Raw genomic sequence first — 20,074 nt, forward strand, 5'->3', positions numbered from 1 at the left:
GCAGCACCTCACCAGAGCTGGTCAGTCGATATTGGCTAGCACGTGTTCCGCGCTCGATACCTTGAACTCGCCCGGAGCTTCGACGAACAGCTGCTTGACCACGCCGTCCTCGGCATAGAGGGCGAAGCGCTTGGCACGCAGGCCCATGCCGTAGGCGCTGCCGTCCATCTCCAGGCCCAGGCCGCGGGTCAGGTCGCCATTGCCGTCGGAGAGCATGCGCAGGCCGTGGGGAACATTCTGACTTTCGCCCCAGGCCTGCATCACGAATGGATCATTGACCGCCAGGCAGGCAACCTCGATTCCCCTGGCCCGGAATTCATCGAAGCGCTCGACAAAGCCCGGCAGGTGGCGTTCCGAGCAGGTGGGGGTGAAGGCGCCCGGCACTGCGAACAGTACGACTTTGCGGCCTTCAAACAGCGTGGGCGTATCGATGGCCTGGATGCCGCCATCAATGTGTTTGAGGACCACTTCTGGAATGACGTCGCCGATCTGGATGGCCATGGCTGGTTCCGGTATGGGGGTGATGAGGGCAGTCTATCCGGTTCGAATGCAGCCCGGTGGAGACTTGTATTGGTGCCGCACAGGTCCCAGATCCGGGGGCGTACGGTCCGCGTGGCCGAGTAGGATGTTACCGATCCAGTTCCAGACCAGTCAGGTGAGTGATGCAGTTCAAGGACTACTACGACACGCTCGGCGTCGAGCCGGGCGCCGGTGAGACGGAGATCAAGACCGCCTATCGCCGACTGGCGCGTAAATACCATCCCGATGTCAGCAAAGAGGCCGGCGCCGAGGATAAGTTCAAGGCCGTCAACGAGGCTTACGAGGCGCTGCGGGATCCGGCCAAACGCGCGGCCTACGACCAGCTGCGTGCGGGCGGATACCGTCCCGGCGATCAGGTGCGCCCGCCGCATGGCGGGTTCGGCAACGGCAACTTCGATTATGAGGAAGTGTTTGCCGGCGGCGGCGCGGGTGGCGGGTTCAGTGATTTTTTCGAAGAGCTGTTCGGTCGTCGTCGCACTCCCGGTCAGCGACATCCTGGAGCGGGTCCGATGCCGCGCGGCGATACCCGGGCGAGACTCGCGGTCTCGCTGGAGGCTGTCCATGCCGGCAGCAGCGTGCGGATCAGCGTGAAAGGCCGCACGCTCGAAGTGCGGGTGCCCAAAGGTGTGCGGCCCGGCCAGGTGATCCGGCTGAAGGGGCAGGGCGGCGGTCCGGTGGAAGCGCCGGGCGATCTGCTGCTTGAAGTGGAGTACGCCGCGCATCCGCATTTCGAGGTGGACGGCAACAACATCTTCCATGAGCTCCCGGTTGCGCCATGGGAGGCCGCGCTGGGTGGCAAGGTGAGCGTGCCGACGCTGGGCGGGCGCGTGGAGCTGAAAATCCCGCCGGACTCGGAGGCCGGGCGGCAGCTGCGCCTGCGCGGTCGGGGCCTGCCGGGGATACGCGGCGGAGCGGACGGCGATCAGATCGTGGTGCTGGAAGTACTGGCTCCGCGCCCCCGTGACGAGGCCCAGCGCAAGGCCTACGAAGACCTGCAGCAGGCGTTCGGCGACGACTGGCGTCGGGCCTGAAGGATCACCTGAAAGATCAGGCGGGGCTTTCGGCTGCCGGCGTCATGGTGGCCGCGATCGCGTCCATCAGTTCCTGGTCGTTGAACGGCTTGGTCAGGTAGCCGCGTGCGCCCTGGCGCATGCCCCAGACCCGATCGGTCTGCTGGTCCTTGGTGGTGACCAGGATGACCGGAATGTGGCGCGTAGCCGGGTCGCGGCTGATCGAGCGCGTGGCCTGGAACCCGTTGAGGTTGGGCATCACCACGTCCATCAGGATCAGGTCCGGCAGCTCGCGCCGGGCCAGTTCCACCCCGGCCTGTCCGTCCTCGGCGGTGAGCGTTTCATGGCCGAGCCGCTCGACGATCCGCCGGATGCCGGCGAGCTGCGAGGGCGAATCGTCAACGATCAGGATGCGTGCCATGGACTTGTCCGCTGAATGGACAGCCGATTGTATCGGCCGCCGCAGGGGCCGCAAGCCTATGCCTGCGGGAGCGTGACCAGCGTACGCCCGAGCGAGCCGCCCGCCAGCATGGTGTCGAACACGGCGGGCAGATCTTCAAGCATTGCTTCACGCGTGCAGATGCGATCCAGGTGACGCGGCTTCCAGTCCGAGGCCAGCCGACGCCAGACTTCATCGCGGTGGAAGCGCGGGGTGTCGGTGGACGCCACGCCCAGCAGCGATACGCCGCGCAGGATGAAGGGCATCACCGTGGTGTCCAGCTGGTGGGTGGCGGCCAGGCCGGCGCTGCCCACGTTGCCGTAGGGACGGGTCTGGGCCAGCAGGCTGGCCAGCATGGTTCCACCAACGTTATCCAGCCCACCACCGAACCGGACCGACTCCAGCGGCCGCCCGGTGTCCAATGCATCCCGGCCCAGCACTTCACTCGCGCCGATGCCCTTCAGATAATCGACCTGATCGGCCTTGCCGCTGATGGCGTGCACCTCGAATCCCGCTGCGCTGTAGATATCCAGCGCCAGTGATCCCACCCCGCCGCTGGCGCCGGTCACCGCCAATGGACCCATCGCAGGCGTCTGGTGGTTCTCAACCATGCGCAGCAGCGCCAGTGCGGCGGTGAAGCCGGCGGTCCCCAGGATCATGGCTTCACGCAGCTGAAGTCCATCCGGCAGGGCCACCACCATGTCGGCATCCACGCGGGTGTACTGCGAATAGCCGCCGTCGCGGGTTTCGCCCAGGCCGCAGCCGGTGACCAGTACCGCGTCGCCCTCGCGGAAGCGGGGGTCGGTGGATGCGGCCACGTGGCCAGCCACGTCGATTCCCCCAACCAGCGGAAAGCGGCGCAGGATCTTGCCCTTGCCGGTGCCCGCCAGCGCGTCCTTGTAGTTGACCGATGAGTGCGCCGCGCGGATGACCACCTCGCCCGGCGAGAGCTGGTCCAGCGAGACCTGCTCAATCCCGGCGCGGTAGCCGGCATCGTCATTGTGGATGCGGAAAGCGGGGAAGGTTGCGGGAATGCTCATGCGTCTTCAGCCTCAGCGCAGCGTTTTACGCTGCTTTTCGTCCAGCCACTTGGAAGCCTGTGCCGGCTCGTAGGTGTTCATCCACGCCAGCATTTCATCAATGCCGTCACCGATCCAGAGGTCCTGGCGCTGGCCGGGATGCAGGAAACGGTCGTTGACCATGCGGTCCATCATCTGCGCGATGGGGGCCCAGTAGCCGTCCACGTCCAGGAACGCGCAGGGCTTGTTGCCGATGCCGAGCTGGCGCCAGGTCAGCATCTCGATGATTTCTTCCAGCGTGCCGAAGCCGCCGGGCAGGGCGACGAAACCGTCGGCCAGATCGAACATGCGCGACTTGCGCTCGTGCATGGAGCCCACGATTTCCAGGTGGGTCAGGCCGCGATGGCCCACCTCCAGGTCCATGAGCTGCTTGGGAATCACGCCGGTGACTTCACCGCCCGCCTGCATCACCGCGTCGGCAACGGCGCCCATCAGGCCGATGTTGCCGCCGCCATACACCAGGCCGATGCCGTCCGCTGCCAGGCGGGTGCCCAGCGCGATCGCCTGTTCCTGGTAGATCGGCTTGCTGCCGGTGTTGGAGCCGCAGTAAACGCAGAGGTTCTTCATCGAGGGTCCTTCGGGTTCCGGGCATGGCCGGGAGTGGAAAACGGCGACGCCGGGCACTGTGGCCCGGCGTCGGAACATCTGCCCGGCATGCGCCGGACGACAGGCCTCAGTTGGCCTTGTGGATCGCGCGCTTGTGCACGGCCATGGCGGCGTCGTGGATGGCTTCGGCCAGGCTCGGGTGAGCGTGGCAGATGCGGGCCAGGTCGTCAGCGGAACCGCTGAACTCCATGGTCAGCACGCCCTCGTGAACCAGCTCGGACACGTTGGCACCGACCAGGTGCATGCCCAGCACTCGGTCGGTTTCGGCGTGCGCCAGCACCTTCACGAAGCCCGCCGGCTCGACCATCGCCACGGCGCGGCCGTTGGCGGCGAAGGGGAAGCTGCCCGCGTTGTACGGGATGCCTTCTTCCTTCAGCTGCTGCTCGGTCTTGCCCACCCAGGCCAGCTCCGGCTCGGTGTAGATCACCCAGGGGATGGTGTCCATGTTGACGTGGCCGGGCAGGCCACCGATCAGCTCGGCTACCGCAAGGCCTTCCTCGAAGCCCTTGTGCGCCAGCATCGGCCCACGCACGCAGTCGCCCACGGCCCACACGCCGTCGACGCCGGTGTGGCAGTGCTCGTCGACCTCGATCTGGCCGCGGTCGTTGAGCTTCACGCCGCTGTCGTCGGCCAGCAGGCCCTTGGACGCGGCCTTGCGGCCCACGGCCACCAGCAGCTTGTCGACGGTGATGGTCTGCTCGCCCTTCTTGTCCTCGAAGGTGACCTGCACTTCCTTCTTCTTGCCTTTGCCAGTCACTTCGGCCTTGGAGACCTTGGCACCCAGCTTGATATCCAGGCCCTGCTTCTTGAACTCGCGTGCGGCGAGCCTGGACACTTCGGCATCGGCCGCGGCCAGGAAGTCAGGCATTGCTTCGAGGATGGTGACCTCGGCGCCCAGGCGCTTCCACACGCTGCCCAGCTCCAGCCCGATCACGCCAGCGCCGATGACGGCCAGGCGCTTCGGGGTCTCGGCGAAGTCCAGCCCGCCGACGTTGTCGACGATGTTTTCACCGTCGAACTTCGCGAACGGCAGCTCGATCGAATCCGAGCCCGAGGCGATGATCACGTTGGTGCCCTTGAGCTCGACGTCACCGCCCTCGTGCTGCTTGACCTTGACCACGCGGTCGGCGTGCAGGGTTGCGAAGCCGTAGTAGGGCTTGACCTTGTTGGCCTTGAACAGCTGCGCGATGCCGCCGGTGAACTGCTTCACGATCTTGTCTTTGCGCCCGACCATCGTGCCGACGTCGATCTTCGGATCCTTGGCGGTGATGCCGTGCTGTTCGAACACGGTCTGCAGATTGTGGAACTGGCGCGAGGAGTCCAGCAGCGCCTTGGACGGGATGCAGCCCACGCGCAGGCAGGTGCCGCCCAGGGCGGGCTTGCCGTCCTTGCCCAGTCCCGCGTCCACGCAGGCCACGCTCATGCCCAGCTGGGCGGCGCGGATCGCGGCGTGGTAGCCGGCGGGGCCGGCTCCGATGACGACGACGTCGAATTGTTCAGCCATGTCGGTTTCCTTGTTGCTCACAGGCCCAGCAGCATGCGGCCGGGGTTCTCGAGCTGGTTCTTGATGTCGACCAGGAACAGCACCGCGTCCTTGCCGTCGATGATGCGGTGGTCGTAGGACAGCGCGATGTACATCATCGGCGCGGCCACGACCTGGCCGTTCTCGACGATCGGGCGCTCCTTGATGGTGTGCATGCCCAGGATCGCGGACTGAGGCGGGTTGACGATCGGGGTCGACATCAGCGAGCCGAAGGTACCGCCGTTGGTGATGGTGAAGGTGCCGCCCTGCATGTCCTCAAGCTTCAGCTTGCCGTCGCGCGCAGCCACCGCGTAGTCGGAGATGCCCTGTTCGATCTCGGCAAAGCCCATGCGCTCGACGTTGCGCAGCACCGGGGTGACCAGGCCGCGGTCGGTGGAAATGGCCACCGAGACGTCGGCGTAGCCGTGGTAAATGATGTCGTCGCCATCGACCGAGGCGTTGACCACCGGGTACTTCTGCAGCGCGTTGGCGGCGGCCTTGGCGAAGAAGCTCATGAAGCCGAGCTTGATGCCGTGCTCCTTCTGGAACTGCTCGCCCATCTCCTTGCGCATGGCCATCACCTTGCCCAGGTTGACCTCGTTGAACGAGGTCAGCATGGCGATGGACTCCTTGGAGTGCATCAGACGCTCGGCGATGCGCTTGCGGATGCGGGTCATCGGCACGCGCTCTTCCGGACGGGCGCCGCCGGACACGCCAGCGGTCTTGCCCGACGCGTAGTTGATCAGGTCTTCCTTGGTCACCGCGCCGCGACGGCCGGTGCCTTCCACCTGCGATGCATCAATGCCTTCCTTCGCTGCGGTGAAGCGCGCACCCGGGGGCAGGCTGGAGCCACCCGAGACGGGCTGCGGCTTGGTGGAAGCCGGGGCCTTGTCGTCGGCCGCCTTGGCCTCGGCCTTGGGCTGCACCTGCTCGTCGCCGGCGGCCGGAGCCTGCTTGTCCTTGCTGCCGGATTCGGCAGTGGGGGCGGCGCCTTCTTCGATGATGGCCAGCAGCTGCTGGCTGGTGACGGTGTCACCCTCGGAGAACTTGAGCTCCTTGATCACGCCATCGACGGTGGAGGGAACCTCGAGCACGACCTTGTCGGTCTCCAGGTCAACGATGTTTTCATCGCGGCTGACGGCATCACCAACCTGCTTGTGCCAGGTGGCGATGGTCGCGTCGGCGACGGATTCGGGGAGGACGGGAACCTTGATTTCAGTGGCCATCTGGCAGCTTCCTGGCAAATCGAATGGGTGGGGTTATTCGGCCGACATGCCCTTGGGCGGGTTGACCAGGGCATCGGCAATGAGTGCCGTCTGCTCCTCGACGTGCTGGGCGAACACGCCGACCGCCGGTGAAGGCGAGCGCGCGCGACCGGCGTAATGGAGCTTCTGGCCATCGGCCAGGCAGAACTCCAGATGGTGCTTGATCTGGTACCACGCGCCCTGGTTCTGCGGCTCTTCCTGGCACCAGATCACATCGGTGCCGTTGCCGTAGCGGGCCAGCTGCTCGGCCAGCAGTTCGCGCGGGAACGGATACAACTGCTCCACGCGGATCAGCGCGACCTCGGCATCCAGCTCCTGCTTGCCACGGGCTTCCAGCAGGTCGTAGTAGACCTTGCCCGAGCAGACCACGACGCGCTTGCACTTGGCCGGCTTCACGTCGGCGTCCGGAATCAGGTGCATGAATTCGCCGTCGGCCAGCTCGTCCAGGGTCGACACGGCCAGCTTGTGGCGCAGCAGCGACTTGGGCGTCATCACCACCAGCGGCTTGCGGGTGGTCATGCACAGCTGACGGCGGATCATATGGAATGCCTGGGCCGGGGTGGTCGGCGTGCAGACCAGCATGTTGTCCAGTGCGCACAGCTGCAGGAAGCGCTCCAGGCGCGCCGAGCTGTGCTCGGGGCCTTGCCCTTCGTAGCCGTGCGGCAGGAAGAGTGCCAGGCCGGCCAGGCGGCCCCACTTGGCTTCGCCCGACGACAGGAACTGGTCGATCACCACCTGGGCGCCATTGGCGAAGTCGCCGAACTGGCCTTCCCAGATGCACAGGGTGTTGGGCTCGGAGGTGGAGTAGCCGTACTCGAACGCCATCACTGCTTCCTCGCTGAGCAGCGAGTCGATGATGGTGGCGTCGTCCGGGTTGTCCACAAGCTCGCGCAGCGGCAGGTAGTCGCGATCGGTCTTCTGATCGTGCAGCACCGCATGGCGATGGAAGAAGGTGCCGCGGCCCGAATCCTGGCCCACCAGACGCAGGCGCTTGCCGGCATCGAGCAGGGTGGCGTAAGCAAGGTTTTCAGCGAAGCCCCAGTCGGCGGGAATCTCGCCGGCCGCCATCTTCTGGCGGTCCTGGTAGATCCGGGCAACGCGCGAATGCAGCTCCAGGTCCTCGGGAACGTGGGTGATGATGCCGGCCAGCTCGTTCAGGCGGTCGGCGTCGAAGCGGGTGTCCACTTCGTCGGCCAGGGTGCCGCGCAGGTAGCTGCCCCAGTCGATGGTCAGGTCGTAGCCTTCCGGGCCGGTGTCGGTGAGTTCGGCGGTGACTTCGCCCGCATCCAGCTTGTCGCGGTAGCTATCGACCAGCACCTTGGCCGCGTCCGCGTCGACGACGCCTTCGCTGGCCAGCCGCTCGGCGTAGAGCTCACGCGTGGTCTTGAGCTTGCGGATGACCTGGTACATGAGCGGCTGCGTGGCAGCCGGCTCATCGGCTTCGTTGTGACCGTGGCGGCGGTAGCACACCAGATCGATCACCACGTCCTTGCCGAACTTCTGGCGGAAGTCGTAGGCGGCCTCCATGCAGAACACCACCGCATCGGGGTCATCGGCATTCACGTGCAGCACCGGGGCGGCGACCATCTTGGCCACGTCGGTGCAGTACAGGGTGGAACGCGCGTCCTGCTGGTCGCTGGTGGTGAAGCCGACCTGGTTGTTGATCACCACGTGCACGGTGCCGCCGACGGCGAAGCCACGGGCCTGCGACATCTGCAGCAGCTCCATCACCACGCCCTGTCCGGCGAAGGCGGCGTCGCCGTGCAGCAGCACCGGCACCACCTGTTTGCGCTCGGTATCGCGGCGGCGGTGCTGGCGCGAACGGGCGCTGCCGGCGACCACCGGGTTGACGATCTCAAGGTGCGAAGGGTTGAACGCCAGTGCCAGGTGCACTGGGCCGCCCGGGGTGCGCACGTCGGCCGAGAAGCCCATGTGGTACTTCACGTCGCCGGACTGCGCGTGCACGCCGTCGAACTCGAACTTGCCCTCGAACTCGTCGAACAGACGCTTGGGCGATTTGCCCATCGTGTTGACCAGCACGTTCAACCGGCCACGGTGGGCCATGCCCATCACGATGTCTTTCACGCCGTCCTGGCCGGCGCGCTGGATCAGCGCGTCCAGGGCCGGGATCAGCGAGTCGCCGCCTTCCAGCGAGAAGCGCTTCTGACCCACGTACTTGGTGTGCAGGTAGCGCTCAAGGCCTTCGGCCGCAGTCAGGCGTTCCAGCGTGCGGCGCTTCTCATCGGCGCTGCGGTGGAACGTGCCGCCGGCGGCTTCCACGCGCTGATACAGCCACTGGCGCTGCTCGGCATCGGGCATGTGCATGAACTCGGCGCCGATGCTGCCGCAGTAGGTGGTGCGCAGCAGGCCAAGCAGGTCGCGCAGGCGCATCCGTTCGGGGCCACCAAAGGTGCTGGTGCTGCCGCCGCCGGGGCCGGTGCGGAACTCTTCGTCCAGATCCGCGTCGGACAGGCCGTGGAAGGGCAGGTCCAGGTCCGGGGCGTCCAGCTTCTCCATCATCCCGAGCGGGTCGATGTTGGCCTGCAGGTGGCCGCGCGAGCGGTAGGCGGTGATCAGCTTGAGGACGGCGCCCTGCTTGCGCGAGGCCTCGCCATCGACGACTTCGGTCGCCGTGCCACTGCGGGCGGAGCGGGCGGCGGCGGACACCTGGGCGATGACTGCCGAATGGGGAACATCACCAGCTTCGCGCCCATTGAAGCTGTCGAACCAGGTTTTCCAATTGGCATCGACGCTGTCGGGATCGACCAGATACTGTTCGTAAAGGTCTTCAATGAAGGCGGCATTGGCGCCGAGCTGGGAAGACTTGGCAAACTGCTTTAGGAGGCTTTCCACGTCTGGGGTCAGGACTCGAGAAGTGTGGGGGAGGCGGTATGCCGCTCCGGCCGTGCGCCGGCGTGGGCGGCAATGATGCATTTCGATGAATGAAACCCTACTGATTATAGACCCAGCGCCCGTTCAGGGCGACCGCTGCAGGTGGAACGGCGCGTATCGGTCAGCCGGGGTTGGGTCAGGCGATGGCTGGGTCACAGGCCCAGCGCGCGCAGTTCGGAACATGGCCTGGAGCGCTCCCAGACCGGCTTGAAACTTTCGGCCAGCTGGCGTGCGCGACCGGCATCGGCCACGTCCCAGTCGCCGTCGTAACGATGGCCCAGGCTACGAAAGTAGTAGCCACCCGAATCGGTGGTGATGAAGGCGGCGGCGTAGGCATGGTCCACCGGGTCGTCAACCGCGCGGAACTGGAACACGCTGGGCAGGCGCTGGGCCAGGGCAAGCAGTGGCGCATGGGCGCGCTGCGCCGCGGCGGGATCGTGCAGCAGGATCGAGACCTGCCGGCCCCGTCCGCCCACGGCAAACTGGCGCAGCGCGGTGAGCACGTCGGGGTCATCCAGCAGGCCCGGGTCCAGCTCGCGACTGTGGATCCACAGCCGGCTGCGCGCAGCGCCGATCACGGCGGCGGTGGCGACTACGGCTTCATCGCGCGAGGCCACGGTCCCCGGCCCGGGCAGCGCGCGCTCAATCTCAAAGCCTGGCGCCGGACCGGTGGTCATTCGGCCTCGTCGTCTGGCATGGCAAGCCGGTAGTGGCCCTGTGCCAGCAGCTCGATCAGCAGGTCGCGGGCAGGATCGGACAGGCGGCTGTAGAGGGTGCCGTCCACGGTGGCTGCTGCAGCGATACGGCCCGCGTCGGCAGCCGGCAGCAGGTGATCCTCGCCAGCCACGTAAAGGCGTGCGGTACCGCCCTCGGCGGCGCGACGCCAGGCCATGCGGGTCCAGGGATGGCGCTGCAGGGTCCCGCCCTGCTGCAGGTCCCATTCGATTTCGATCCGCGAGCGCTGGTCTTCGCCCGGGGCGGCCTGTGCGCCCACCCGGTACAGGGTGATGAAGCGGCCGAACCAGTCGCCCAGACGATCGGGATCGCGCATCCGCAGCTGGTTGAGCGCCTCGACCACCCGTTCCATGGCCGCCGCGTCGATCTCATGTGGATCCTGCGGCAGCTCCAGGTCGGAATCGTGATAGCGCAGGCTGTCGTCGGCCTCGGCGATCATCGCGTCCGCCCAGTCGCCCACCAGTTCGGCGGCCGATGGCGCGCGCATGCCCACCGAGAAGGTCAGGCAGGCGTCCTCGGCTACTCCGTGATGGGGCACGCCCGGCGGCAGATACAGCATGTCGCCCGGGCCCAGCACCCAGTCATGGCTGGGGTCGAACTGCTGCAGCAGGCGGAGTTCGACGTCGGGCCGGTAATCCAGCGGCGGGCTGGGGCGCGCATCGATCTGCCAGCGACGGTGGCCGTGGGCCTGGAGCAGGAACACGTCGTACTGGTCGATGTGCGCACCCACCGAGCCACCGGGGGCGGCGAAGCTGACCATGACGTCGTCGATCCGCCAGCGCGGCAGGAAGTCGAAGTGCGGCAGCAGGGCGGCGATGTCGGCATCCCACTTGTCCACGTCCTGGACCAGCAGGGTCCAGTCCTGATGCGGCATGCCGGGGAACTTTTCCTCAGGGAACGGACCGTGGCTGACCTTCCAGCCGTCCCTGGCGCGATCGTGCTGCACGATCCGGGCCAGTACGCCGTCCTCGCAGGCCAGTCCGGCCAGGTCTTCCGGCGCGATCGGCGACTCGAATCCGGGGAACGCGTTGCGGATCAGCAGCGGCCGTTTCTGCCAGTAATCGCGCAGGAACTGTTCGGGTGGCATGCCCAGCGGCGGCAGGTCGCTGGCATCGATTTCAATGGGGGGTGGGGTCATGGCTGAAGGGTAACGCTATCCAGTGAAGCGGTGCGGGACGATGGGTTTTCCGGATGGAGCGGGGCGGTTGGAGCGGGCGCGGAACGAAGCCTCAGATCTCCCGTGCCAGCTGCTCAGCCAGGCCGGTGTAGGTGGCGGGGGTGAGCTGCAGCAGGCACTGCTTGTCGGCTGCAGGCAGCTCCAGCGATTCAATGAAACCGCGCATGGAATCGGCGGTGATTCCCTGGCCCCGGGTGAGGGCTTTCAACTGCTCGTAGGGATTGGGCAGGCCGTGGCGGCGCATGACCGTCTGTACGGCTTCGGCCAGCACCTCCCAGGCGGCGTCCAGATCGGCCTGCAGCCGGTCCTGGTTGATGCTCAGCTTGTCCAGACCGCGCAGCAGGGCGTCGTAACCCACCAGCGCGTGGCCGAAGGCAGTGCCCAAGCCGCGCAGCACGGTGGAGTCGGTCAGGTCGCGCTGCCAGCGGCTGATCGGCAGCTTGGTCGAGAAGTGCCCGAGCAGAGCGTTGGCCACGCCGAAGTTGCCCTCAGCGTTTTCAAAGTCGATCGGGTTCACCTTGTGCGGCATGGTGGAGCTGCCGACTTCGCCTTCCTTCAGCGCCTGGCGGAAGTAGCCCAGCGAGATGTAGCCCCACACGTCGCGGCACAGGTCGATACAGATGGTGTCGATGCGGGCCTGCGCGTCGCAGGCTTCGGCGATGCCGTCGTGCGGTTCGATCTGGGTGGTGTAGGGCTGCCAGTCCAGCCCCAGTCCGCTGACGAAGCGTTCGGAAAACGCCGGCCAGTCCACGTCCGGATACGCCGCCACATGGGCGTTGTAGTTGCCCACGGCGCCGTTGATCTTGCCCGGCATGGGCAGCTCGGCCAGCACCTCGCGCTGGCGCTGCAGCCGGGCCACCACGTTGGCCAGCTCCTTGCCCAGCGTGGTCGGGGATGCGGTCTGGCCGTGGGTGCGCGAGAGCATCGGCACGGCCGCCAGTTCATGGGCCATGGTGCGCAGCTTGCCGACCAGGACATCCAGCTTCGGCACCATCACCGCGTCGCGGGCCTCGCCCAGCATCAGCGCATAGGACAGGTTGTTGATGTCCTCGCTGGTGCAGGCGAAATGCACGAACTCCAGCGCCCCGGCCAGGGTGGGGTCATCACCCAGACGCTCCTTGATGAAGTACTCCACCGCCTTGACGTCATGGTTGGTGGTGCGCTCGATCTCCTTGACCCGGGCGGCGTCTTCCACACTGAAATCGTTGGCCAGGGCCTTCAGCCGCTTGCGGGCAGCGTCGTCAAAACCGGCAAGCTCGACAATGCCTGGCTCGGCCGCCAGGGCCAGCAGCCATTCCACCTCGACCCGCACCCGGGCCCGGATCAGGCCGTATTCGGAAAAGATCGGACGCAGCGGATCGGCTTTGGGCGCGTAGCGGCCGTCGAGTGGGGACAGGGCGAGCAGGGTGGCTTCGGACATGGGTCTCGGCTGGTGATGGCGCGGCACGGATGCCGGCGAGTGGAAGGGAGCGGCAGGGCGCCGCTGGCTGGGCCAGGCCGCAGCCCCTCAATTCTAGCGCCCCCGGGGGGCTGGCGTATGCTGGGCCGATGCCGGCAGCGGCGATCATGACCGCGGGCCGGCGCCCTTTTTTACAAGCCAGCCGGAGACGCCGATGTCAGGATCCTTCCGTATCGAACGCGACAGCATGGGTGAGCTGCAGGTGCCCACCGATGCCCTGTGGGGTGCGCAGACCCAGCGCGCAGTGCAGAACTTCCCCGTCTCCGGCCGGCCGATGCCGCGCGGTTTCATCCGCGCCCTCGGGCTGGTGAAGGCAGCGGCGGCCGAAGCCAATGTCGGCCTGGATCTGCTGCCGAATTCCCTGGGCGCAGCGATCGCCAAGGCTGCACGGGAAGTGGCCGAAGGCCGCCACGATGCGCAGTTCCCGATCGATATCTACCAGACCGGTTCGGGCACCTCTTCGAACATGAATGCCAACGAGGTGATTGCCACCCTGGCTTCCACCGCACGGCGCAAGGTGCACCCCAACGATCACGTCAACCTGGGGCAGAGCTCCAACGATGTGATTCCCACCGCGATCCGCGTGTCCGCCCAGCTGGCCACTGTGGAAGACCTGCTGCCGGCGCTCAGGCACCTGCGCAACACCATCAACCGTCGCGCGCGGGGCATGACCAAGGTGGTCAAGACCGGGCGCACCCATCTGATGGATGCCATGCCGCTGACCTTCGCCCAGGAGTTCGGCGCCTGGGCGTCGCAGCTTGATTCCGCCCAGGGCCGGATCGAAGACAGCCTGAAGCGGCTGCGCCGGCTGCCCTTGGGCGGCACCGCGATCGGTACCGGTATCAACGCCGATCCGCGGTTCGGACCCAGGGTGGCCAGGCTGCTGTCGTCGAGAAGCAAAGCGAAATTCGAGAGCGCGAAGGACAAGTTCGAAGGCATCGCCTCGGTCGACGACGCGGTGGAGCTGTCCGGCCAGCTCAACGCGCTGGCGGTGGCGCTGATGAAGATCGCCAATGACCTGCGCTGGATGAATTCCGGCCCGCTGGCCGGGCTGGGCGAGGTGGAGCTGCCGGCGCTGCAGCCGGGCAGCTCGATCATGCCGGGCAAGGTCAACCCGGTCATGCCCGAGGCCGTATGCATGGTGTGTGCCCAGGTGATGGGCCACAACACGGCGATCACCGTGGCCGGGCAGAGCGGCAATTTCCAACTCAACGTGATGCTGCCGCTGGTGGCGGCCAACCTGCTCGATTCCATCCAGCTGCTCGCCAACGGCATGCGCCTGCTGGCCGACGACAGCATCGCCGGGCTCAAGGTGCGCAAGGACAACGTGGCCGATGCGCTGGAGCGCAATCCAATCCTGGTGACCGCGCTCAACCCGGTGATCGGCTACGAGAAAGGAGCGGCGATCGCCAAGCGTGCATATGCCGAAAACCGGCCCGTGCTGGAAGTAGCGCTGGAAGACAGCGGTCTGACCGAAGAAGAGCTCAGGCGACTGCTTGATCCGGTGGCGCTGACCACCGGTGGCATTGGCGGCTGAGGATCAGTCGCGACCGAGGCCGGCGAATTCGCGCCGCACGTCGGCTTCGCAGTCCCTGATCTCGTCCGGATCCAGGGTGGCGTAGGGGCCGAATTCCGCAACGCTGCCAGCCAGTCGCTGTTGCGAGCCGTACAGCGCCGGCAGGCTGTCGCAGATCTGCAGCACCACCGGCTCCACCAGCCCGGTGACGGTCTTCTCGATATCACGCTCGAGGCGGCCGCTCAGGGCGCTGACCATGAGGCGGAACAGGCCGCGGTCGACCGAGTCGATGGCAGCCAGGGCCGCCTGCTCGCCGATGTCCATGCCGGCCAGCGCGATATCGATCACCTGGCCGCGATAGGCCAGCAGGTCCAGGCGCTGTCGGCCGTCAACGGCCACCGTCACGCCGTCGATGAGGAAGTCGCCATCAGGGGTGATCTCGGCTTTCGCGGCCGGCGTGCGATCACTGCTGAGGTCCTTGCCGAAGCGCAGGCTGTTGCCCACGTCCAGGTTGCCGGTCTGCAGTTCGATCCGCGCCGCGGCCAGTTCGGCGCGCACTTCGCGCCGCGCTTCGGCCATTTCCTGGCGGATCTCGCCGCGGACTGAATCCTTTTCCGGGTTGGCGGCCTGTGCAGCGGGCAGCAGCAGGCAGAGGGCGGCGGCGCAGGTGGTCAGGTGCAGGGTACGGATGGAGAGCATGTCAGGGTCCTCGATCTGTGATGTTGCAGACGCGGGTTTGAAAATCAGCGGCGGCGCGGCACGTCCACGCTGCCGCCAACGCCGGTGTGGCGGACGCTGCCGCTGCCCACCGAACGGACGGTGAGGTCAGCGCCCACACCGCGCACGTCCAGGTCGCCGGAGCCAATCGAGCCGACGGTGACGCTGCCGCGCACATCGCGAAGATCGGCATCGCCCGAGCCGATGCTGCCGATCTGCGCGTCACCGGCGACGCCCTCCAGCTCGAGATCACCCGATCCGATGCTGCCGACCTCGACGCTTCCGCGAACCTGGATGGCTTCGATATCGCCCGAGCCGACGGAAAGCACGTTCAGGGCACCGATGTCGTGGAGGGTGATGTCTCCCGAGCCGACCTTGGCCGTGACCAGCCCGGCAATGCCGCGTGCATCGATATCGCCCGACCCCACATCGGCGCTCACCGCCGATGCGCCGGTCACCCAGGCATCGCCCGAACCAACCGACAGCTGCACCAGCACGTCATCGGGCACGCTGCCGGACAGGTCCAAATAGGCATGGCCGCGGCTGGAGAACAGCCCGCCAAGCCGCCCCTCGCGGTACAGGCGCACGGTCAGCTGGTCACCGTCGCGCTGCTGTTCCAGCTTGAGGTGCTCCAGCGCTCCGGCGCTGGAAGCGCAGGCGCGACCCTGGAGCGCTCCGTCGGCGCTGGCGGCCGCATCCAGCCGCAGCTTGTTGCCAGCGACCTCGAACTTCACTGTGCGCACGCCGTCCATATCCAGCTGCAGCTGGCGCGGGGCGGAGTGGCTGCAGTGCGCATCGGTGGCATGTGCGGCGACCGGCAGCAGCAGGGCGCAGAGCAGCAGGCAGCGATGGCGCATGGGAATGCTGCGGATGGTCTTCATGGGATCAGATACTGATTTCATGGGCGGGCTCCACGGTCGGGTTGGTGTCGGTGTCCTTGCCGCAGTCTTCGATGTCCTTGCGGGTCATGGTGGCGTAGGGGACGAATTCGGGCATGGCCGCGGCCAGGACCTTCTGGCTGTCATGCAGCTCCGGCAGCAGCCGGCACAGGCCGGTGGCTTCCTGCTTGATCCGCTCCGCCTCGGCCTCGATCCTGGCCTCATATTCCCTGCGCCCGTCTTCACCGCCGAACACTGCCTGGCCAATGCCGGTCAGCGCGGTGCCTGCAATGTCCGCGCCCTGGGCGCCCAGGGCCATGCCGGCCTGGGCCACGCCCAGCAGATGACCGCGGTAATCCAGCAGCAGCGCGCGTTGGCGGGCATCCGCAGGCACTTCCTCGCCGGCGATCAGCAGGACGCCGTCGGGGGTGATCTCCGCCTTTGGCAGGTCGTTGTTGTCACCACCGGTGCCGAAGCTGCGTCCGTTGATATGGATGCGACTGTTCTTGCCGACCTGGATGTTTTTCTGTTCCAGCTTGCGCTGGGCCTCGGCGATGCCTTTGGCTGCCTGGCGGCCGATGAAGCTGGTGGGGCCGCCGTTTTCATCCGTGTCAGGCGGGGGGGGCTCGCTGCTGCAGCCTGCAGCCAGGGCAAGGGCAAGGAGCGGGACGATGGCGATGCCGGTTCTTGAGCGCTTATGCATGACGGTATCCAGATGTAGGGGGCGGTCAGCCTTCTTCGCGCCAGCGGCGCAGGCGGATGGCGATCAGGATCATGACGACGCCGGCCACCACGCCCAGCCAGAGGTCCAGGGTTCCGGCTACCTGCCAGCTCTGCAGCGGACTGATCAGCAGCGGGATGTCTTCCGGACCGTTGATGGAGGTGGTGCCCATGCCGTGGACGCTGGGCAGCCACGAACCGGGGAACACGCTCAGCAGGCCGCGGTTGGCCACCGCGTACCACATGGCGCCGTGGTTGAACTTGAAGCCCAGGATCGCGCTGACCATGCTCACCAGGGCACAGCCCATGATCGGCACGATCAGTGCCCACAGAAATGGCTTGCTGCGGGCCGCGGCCGAGCACAGCATCAGCCAGCCGACTGCCGGCAATGCCCACAGTGCATACAGCGGCAGCAGGGTGAGCACGTAACCGGTGATCCGGAACGGATGGGAGTTGGTCAGCAGGCCGGCGGTGCCGGGCACCCCGTTGACGCTGGTGGTCAGTGCAGTCACCACCCACAGCGCCAGGCCAATCAGGATCCCGATGGCCATGGCCAACAGCGGGGCCAGCAAAAGGGCCCATGCGGCTTTGGAACCCACCGTTGCGGCATCGGAAATGGGCATGGATTTCCAGAACAGGATGCTGCGGTCGCGGCGGTCGTCGTGCAGGCTGCCCAGAGCGTAGAAGAACACCACGAACCCGAGCACCACCATGCTGATGGAGATCCCCAGCAGCAGGGCCACGTCGCCCGCGGCACCCAGCGCCTGGGCCACCTGTTCGGGAGGGGCGGCATCGTCGATCTGGATGCTGTTGCCACTGCGCGAGGTGAGCAGGCTGGCGCCAATCGCCGCCAGCGCGGTGAACAGCAGGGTGATGCCACCGGCAATGGCCGGAGCCCACAGGAACCCGCCCCGGTTCTCCCAGAACTCGCGTCGCAGCAGCCAGCCGAAGCGCTGGGCACTGCCGATCTTCCGGCCGCCGGACGGCCGGGGCGTGGAAACAGTGGAATCAGTGATGGCGTTCATGCGTAGGTTCCCTTCATCGTGGCGACGAACAGGTCGGCGAGGCCCGGGGTGCGGGTTTCGCCAAACGGAGCCAGGGTGGAACGGGGGATGCCGTCAAACAGCATCACGGTCTTGCCGAAGGGCAGGGCGCGCTCCTCGAGCGGGCCAAGCTGGCGGGCGGTGTCGATCTGTTCGCCGTTGACCAGCACTTCTGTGAAGCGCTCGGCCAGGTCTTCCATTGGCGCATCCAGCACAATCCGGCCGTCGCGGATAAACAGCACGTCGGTGAGGATGTGCTCCACCTCTTCCACCTGGTGGGTGGTGATGACGATGGTCTTGTCCTCGTCGAAATAGTCCTCCAGCAGGCGCTGGTAGAACTGCTTGCGGTACAGCACGTCCAGGCCCAGGGTCGGCTCGTCCAGCACCAGCACGCGCGCATCAATGGCCATCACCAGGGCCAGGTGCAGCTGCACGATCATGCCCTTGGACATCTGCCGCACCCGCATCTTCGGGGTCAGCTTGGTGTTGGCCAGGAAGCGCTCGCAGCGGGCGCGATCAAAGCGCGGGTGCACGCCTTCGACGAAATCGATCGCTTCCCGGACCCGGATCCAGCGCGGCAGCACCGCCACATCGGCGATGAAGCACACGTCGTTCATCAGCTCGTCGCGGCGGGTGCGCGGATCGCGGCCCAGTACGTCGAGCTCGCCCTCGAAGGGCACCAGGCCCAGCATCGCCTTGAGCGCCGTGGTCTTGCCCGCGCCGTTGGGACCGATCAGGCCGACGATGCGGCCCGGTTCGATGGTGAAGTCGGTGCCGGCCAGCGCCACGGTGCCGCCATAGGTCTTGCGCAGGCCGCGGGCGTGGATCACCCGTTCCGGCGCGCCGGCCGTGTACAGGTCAGGGTTCATTTGTCTTCTCCGGTGGATTCGGTGTCCAGCAGTTCGGCAGGGGAAAGGCCCAGCAGCCGGATGCGTTCGAGTACCTGCGGCCATTCTTCGCTCAGGAAGCGTTCGCGTTCGTTGACCAGCAGTTTGCGCGGAACCTCTTCGGTCACGAACATGCCCAGGCCGCGGCGTTTTTCCACCAGGCCTTCGTCCACCAGCTCCTGGTAGGCGCGGGAGACCGTGATGGGATTGACCTGATAGTCGGCAGCCACCTGGCGCACCGATGGCAGGGCATCACCGGGCGTAAGCCCGCCCTCGAGCATCAGCGCAATCACGCGCTCCTTCAGCTGGCGATAAATGGGGGTGCCGTCGCTCCATTGCACTGCACTCATTGCGTTACTCCGATGCTGCCTATACGCACCACCAGTACGAACAGCAGGGTCGCTGCCGCGACTGCAGGTGCCAGAATCGTGTTTTGGAGCGCCTGGTTCATGGCGATCCTCCTGCCAAGTTGGTTGGTGTTGTATGCAACTATAACACCAGAACACCGGCGGTCAACGCCCAGGTCAAATATTTTTCAGCCGGGCAGAACTTTCGTTCAGGGCAGTGATTGCCCGCGGCGGGGGATGCCGCGACAATAGTGCCGATCGCGTCGCGCGCCGGCGCCCCAATTCGGAGTTTCCCCCCATGAATAAAGCACTGCGTGGCGCAGTCGCGCTGTGTCTTGCTGCCGCCTGTTTTCTTGCCTTGCCGGCTTTCGCGCAGGCGCTTGAGAGCGAGCGCGACCGGCTCAGCTACATGGTGGGCATGGATGTCGGCCGTTCCCTGGAGCCGGTGGGTCCGGATCTGGACTACGTCGCGCTGCAGCGGGCGATCGAGCATGCCTTTGAAGGTGGCGCCCCACTGGTGGATGCAGACACGGCCCGGACTGTCGGCGAGGCGCTGTCGATCCGCGCGGCGGTGCGCAACGGGCAGCCGGTTCCGGGTCAGCCGCCCGGCTCGCCGCCGCCCGATGTGGATCTTGAACAGGCCGGCTTGATGATTGGCGCCGACGTGGCGCGTTCACTCGTGCAGCTGCGCGATGAGCTGGATCTGGCGACGCTGATCCAGGGGCTGCGGGCCCGGGTTGAAGGCGGTGAACTGCTGATGTCCGATGCCGAAGCCGATGCGCTGCGGACGGCGTTTTCCCGTCGGATCCAGGAGCGCCAGCAGGCTGAAGCCGCCCAGCTCGGTGAGCGCAACCGCGCCGAAGGTGCGGCATTCCTTGAGGCCAATCGGGCCAACGAGGGCGTGATTGCCACCGCTTCCGGCCTGCAGTACCAGGTGATCGAGCAGGGCACCGGTCGCCGGCCTATGCCGCATGACCGCGTGCGCGTTCATTATCACGGCACGCTGCTGGACGGCACTGTATTTGACAGCTCCCGCGACCGCGGTCAGCCTGCTGACTTCGGCCTGGGTCAGGTCATCCCCGGCTGGACCGAGGGAGTGGCCCTGATGCAGGTAGGTGCCCGGTACCGGTTCTGGATTCCCGGCCATCTCGCCTACGGGGCCAAAGGCACCGCTGGCGGCCCGATCGGCCCCAACGCAACCCTGATTTTCGACGTCGAACTGCTCGACGTCCTGTAAAGGAG

At 66.6% G+C, this 20,074-nt stretch carries 18 protein-coding genes and 1 pseudogene; 3 read left to right on the forward strand and 16 right to left on the reverse strand.

What is annotated here, in order from left to right:
* Positions 1-21: 21 nt before the first annotated feature.
* On the reverse strand, positions 22-501 hold the full coding sequence (locus WCE59_RS10970) for a peroxiredoxin (RefSeq protein ID WP_343258807.1): 480 nt from the start codon (positions 499-501) through the stop codon (positions 22-24).
* A 161-nt stretch (positions 502-662) separates the two neighbouring features.
* Here WCE59_RS10970 and WCE59_RS10975 point away from each other — a divergent pair, with 161 nt between their 5' ends.
* Entirely contained in the window at positions 663-1,571 is a 909-nt protein-coding gene (locus WCE59_RS10975) for a DnaJ C-terminal domain-containing protein (protein WP_343258808.1), read from the forward strand.
* 16 nt (positions 1,572-1,587) lie between these two features.
* Here WCE59_RS10975 and pilH read toward each other — a convergent pair whose 3' ends face one another.
* The 9 genes and pseudogenes from pilH to purB all read right to left on the reverse strand — a co-directional run bounded on the left by pilH (position 1,588) and on the right by purB (position 12,685).
* Positions 1,588-1,971, reverse strand: coding sequence for a twitching motility response regulator PilH (pilH, locus tag WCE59_RS10980; protein ID WP_343258809.1), 384 nt, complete (start codon positions 1,969-1,971; stop codon positions 1,588-1,590).
* Between the two features lie 56 nt (positions 1,972-2,027).
* The gene (locus tag WCE59_RS10985) at positions 2,028-3,029 is read right to left on the reverse strand and encodes a YhdH/YhfP family quinone oxidoreductase (RefSeq protein WP_343258810.1); all 1,002 of its coding nucleotides are present in this window, start codon (positions 3,027-3,029) and stop codon (positions 2,028-2,030) included.
* A 12-nt stretch (positions 3,030-3,041) separates the two neighbouring features.
* Positions 3,042-3,635 carry an LOG family protein gene (locus WCE59_RS10990; RefSeq protein ID WP_343258812.1) on the reverse strand — a complete coding sequence of 198 codons (594 nt, stop codon included), beginning with the start codon at positions 3,633-3,635 and terminating at the stop codon, positions 3,042-3,044.
* A 106-nt stretch (positions 3,636-3,741) separates the two neighbouring features.
* Positions 3,742-5,178: a dihydrolipoyl dehydrogenase gene (lpdA, locus tag WCE59_RS10995; RefSeq protein WP_343258813.1), complete on the reverse strand. Its 1,437-nt coding sequence runs from the start codon at positions 5,176-5,178 to the stop codon at positions 3,742-3,744.
* A gap of 17 nt (positions 5,179-5,195) precedes the next feature.
* A complete protein-coding gene (gene sucB / locus WCE59_RS11000; RefSeq protein WP_343258814.1) occupies positions 5,196-6,422 on the reverse strand; it encodes a dihydrolipoyllysine-residue succinyltransferase in 1,227 nt (408 codons plus the stop codon).
* 33 nt (positions 6,423-6,455) lie between these two features.
* A complete protein-coding gene (locus tag WCE59_RS11005; RefSeq protein ID WP_343258815.1) occupies positions 6,456-9,314 on the reverse strand; it encodes a 2-oxoglutarate dehydrogenase E1 component in 2,859 nt (952 codons plus the stop codon).
* 191 nt (positions 9,315-9,505) lie between these two features.
* Entirely contained in the window at positions 9,506-10,030 is a 525-nt protein-coding gene (locus tag WCE59_RS11010) for a DUF7931 domain-containing protein (RefSeq protein WP_343258816.1), read from the reverse strand.
* A 5-nt stretch (positions 10,031-10,035) separates the two neighbouring features.
* A pseudogene (locus tag WCE59_RS11015) lies at positions 10,036-11,226 on the reverse strand (JmjC domain-containing protein); the annotation flags it as partial.
* A gap of 91 nt (positions 11,227-11,317) precedes the next feature.
* Positions 11,318-12,685 carry an adenylosuccinate lyase gene (gene purB / locus WCE59_RS11020; protein ID WP_343258818.1) on the reverse strand — a complete coding sequence of 456 codons (1,368 nt, stop codon included), beginning with the start codon at positions 12,683-12,685 and terminating at the stop codon, positions 11,318-11,320.
* A 193-nt stretch (positions 12,686-12,878) separates the two neighbouring features.
* On the opposite strand from purB, the gene WCE59_RS11025 reads away from it, so the two are divergent.
* Entirely contained in the window at positions 12,879-14,261 is a 1,383-nt protein-coding gene (locus WCE59_RS11025) for a class II fumarate hydratase (RefSeq protein ID WP_343258819.1), read from the forward strand.
* A 3-nt stretch (positions 14,262-14,264) separates the two neighbouring features.
* Here the strand turns inward: WCE59_RS11025 and WCE59_RS11030 are convergent, their stop codons facing one another.
* From WCE59_RS11030 to WCE59_RS11055, 6 genes are read right to left on the reverse strand one after another with little or no spacing between them, the layout of a single operon-like run.
* Positions 14,265-14,939, reverse strand: a complete 675-nt coding sequence (locus WCE59_RS11030) for a hypothetical protein (RefSeq protein WP_343258820.1) — start codon at positions 14,937-14,939, stop codon at positions 14,265-14,267.
* Between the two features lie 44 nt (positions 14,940-14,983).
* On the reverse strand, positions 14,984-15,859 hold the full coding sequence (locus WCE59_RS11035; protein WP_449284148.1) for a GIN domain-containing protein: 876 nt from the start codon (positions 15,857-15,859) through the stop codon (positions 14,984-14,986).
* Entirely contained in the window at positions 15,843-16,538 is a 696-nt protein-coding gene (locus WCE59_RS11040) for a hypothetical protein (RefSeq protein WP_343258821.1), read from the reverse strand. Before WCE59_RS11040 ends, WCE59_RS11035 begins: the two co-directional genes overlap by 17 nt.
* A gap of 25 nt (positions 16,539-16,563) precedes the next feature.
* Positions 16,564-17,580 (reverse strand): ABC transporter permease, encoded by a 1,017-nt coding sequence (locus WCE59_RS11045; RefSeq protein WP_343258822.1) that lies wholly within the window; start codon positions 17,578-17,580, stop codon positions 16,564-16,566.
* Positions 17,577-18,467 (reverse strand): ABC transporter ATP-binding protein, encoded by an 891-nt coding sequence (locus WCE59_RS11050; RefSeq protein WP_343258823.1) that lies wholly within the window; start codon positions 18,465-18,467, stop codon positions 17,577-17,579. The genes WCE59_RS11045 and WCE59_RS11050 overlap by 4 nt, the downstream gene beginning before the upstream one ends.
* Positions 18,464-18,835 carry a GntR family transcriptional regulator gene (locus WCE59_RS11055; protein WP_343258824.1) on the reverse strand — a complete coding sequence of 124 codons (372 nt, stop codon included), beginning with the start codon at positions 18,833-18,835 and terminating at the stop codon, positions 18,464-18,466. Before WCE59_RS11055 ends, WCE59_RS11050 begins: the two co-directional genes overlap by 4 nt.
* A gap of 295 nt (positions 18,836-19,130) precedes the next feature.
* Here WCE59_RS11055 and WCE59_RS11060 point away from each other — a divergent pair, with 295 nt between their 5' ends.
* Positions 19,131-20,069, forward strand: a complete 939-nt coding sequence (locus WCE59_RS11060; RefSeq protein WP_343258825.1) for an FKBP-type peptidyl-prolyl cis-trans isomerase — start codon at positions 19,131-19,133, stop codon at positions 20,067-20,069.
* Positions 20,070-20,074 lie beyond the last annotated feature (5 nt).

The organism is Luteimonas qiangzhengi (assembly GCF_039548515.1).
Taxonomy (GTDB): domain Bacteria; phylum Pseudomonadota; class Gammaproteobacteria; order Xanthomonadales; family Xanthomonadaceae; genus Luteimonas.

Excerpts from the sequence above, each read along its gene's own strand:
- WCE59_RS10970 (WP_343258807.1), bottom strand. The coding sequence starts at position 501 with ATGGCCATCCAGATCGGCGACGTCATTCCAGAAGTGGTCCTCAAACAC.
- WCE59_RS10975 (WP_343258808.1), top strand. The coding sequence starts at position 663 with ATGCAGTTCAAGGACTACTACGACACGCTCGGCGTCGAGCCGGGCGCC.
- pilH (WP_343258809.1), bottom strand. The coding sequence starts at position 1,971 with ATGGCACGCATCCTGATCGTTGACGATTCGCCCTCGCAGCTCGCCGGC.
- WCE59_RS10985 (WP_343258810.1), bottom strand. The coding sequence starts at position 3,029 with ATGAGCATTCCCGCAACCTTCCCCGCTTTCCGCATCCACAATGACGAT.
- WCE59_RS10990 (WP_343258812.1), bottom strand. The coding sequence starts at position 3,635 with ATGAAGAACCTCTGCGTTTACTGCGGCTCCAACACCGGCAGCAAGCCG.
- lpdA (WP_343258813.1), bottom strand. The coding sequence starts at position 5,178 with ATGGCTGAACAATTCGACGTCGTCGTCATCGGAGCCGGCCCCGCCGGC.
- sucB (WP_343258814.1), bottom strand. The coding sequence starts at position 6,422 with ATGGCCACTGAAATCAAGGTTCCCGTCCTCCCCGAATCCGTCGCCGAC.
- WCE59_RS11010 (WP_343258816.1), bottom strand. The coding sequence starts at position 10,030 with ATGACCACCGGTCCGGCGCCAGGCTTTGAGATTGAGCGCGCGCTGCCC.
- purB (WP_343258818.1), bottom strand. The coding sequence starts at position 12,685 with ATGTCCGAAGCCACCCTGCTCGCCCTGTCCCCACTCGACGGCCGCTAC.
- WCE59_RS11025 (WP_343258819.1), top strand. The coding sequence starts at position 12,879 with ATGTCAGGATCCTTCCGTATCGAACGCGACAGCATGGGTGAGCTGCAG.
- WCE59_RS11030 (WP_343258820.1), bottom strand. The coding sequence starts at position 14,939 with ATGCTCTCCATCCGTACCCTGCACCTGACCACCTGCGCCGCCGCCCTC.
- WCE59_RS11035 (WP_449284148.1), bottom strand. The coding sequence starts at position 15,859 with ATGAAATCAGTATCTGATCCCATGAAGACCATCCGCAGCATTCCCATG.
- WCE59_RS11040 (WP_343258821.1), bottom strand. The coding sequence starts at position 16,538 with ATGCATAAGCGCTCAAGAACCGGCATCGCCATCGTCCCGCTCCTTGCC.
- WCE59_RS11045 (WP_343258822.1), bottom strand. The coding sequence starts at position 17,580 with ATGAACGCCATCACTGATTCCACTGTTTCCACGCCCCGGCCGTCCGGC.
- WCE59_RS11050 (WP_343258823.1), bottom strand. The coding sequence starts at position 18,467 with ATGAACCCTGACCTGTACACGGCCGGCGCGCCGGAACGGGTGATCCAC.
- WCE59_RS11055 (WP_343258824.1), bottom strand. The coding sequence starts at position 18,835 with ATGAGTGCAGTGCAATGGAGCGACGGCACCCCCATTTATCGCCAGCTG.
- WCE59_RS11060 (WP_343258825.1), top strand. The coding sequence starts at position 19,131 with ATGAATAAAGCACTGCGTGGCGCAGTCGCGCTGTGTCTTGCTGCCGCC.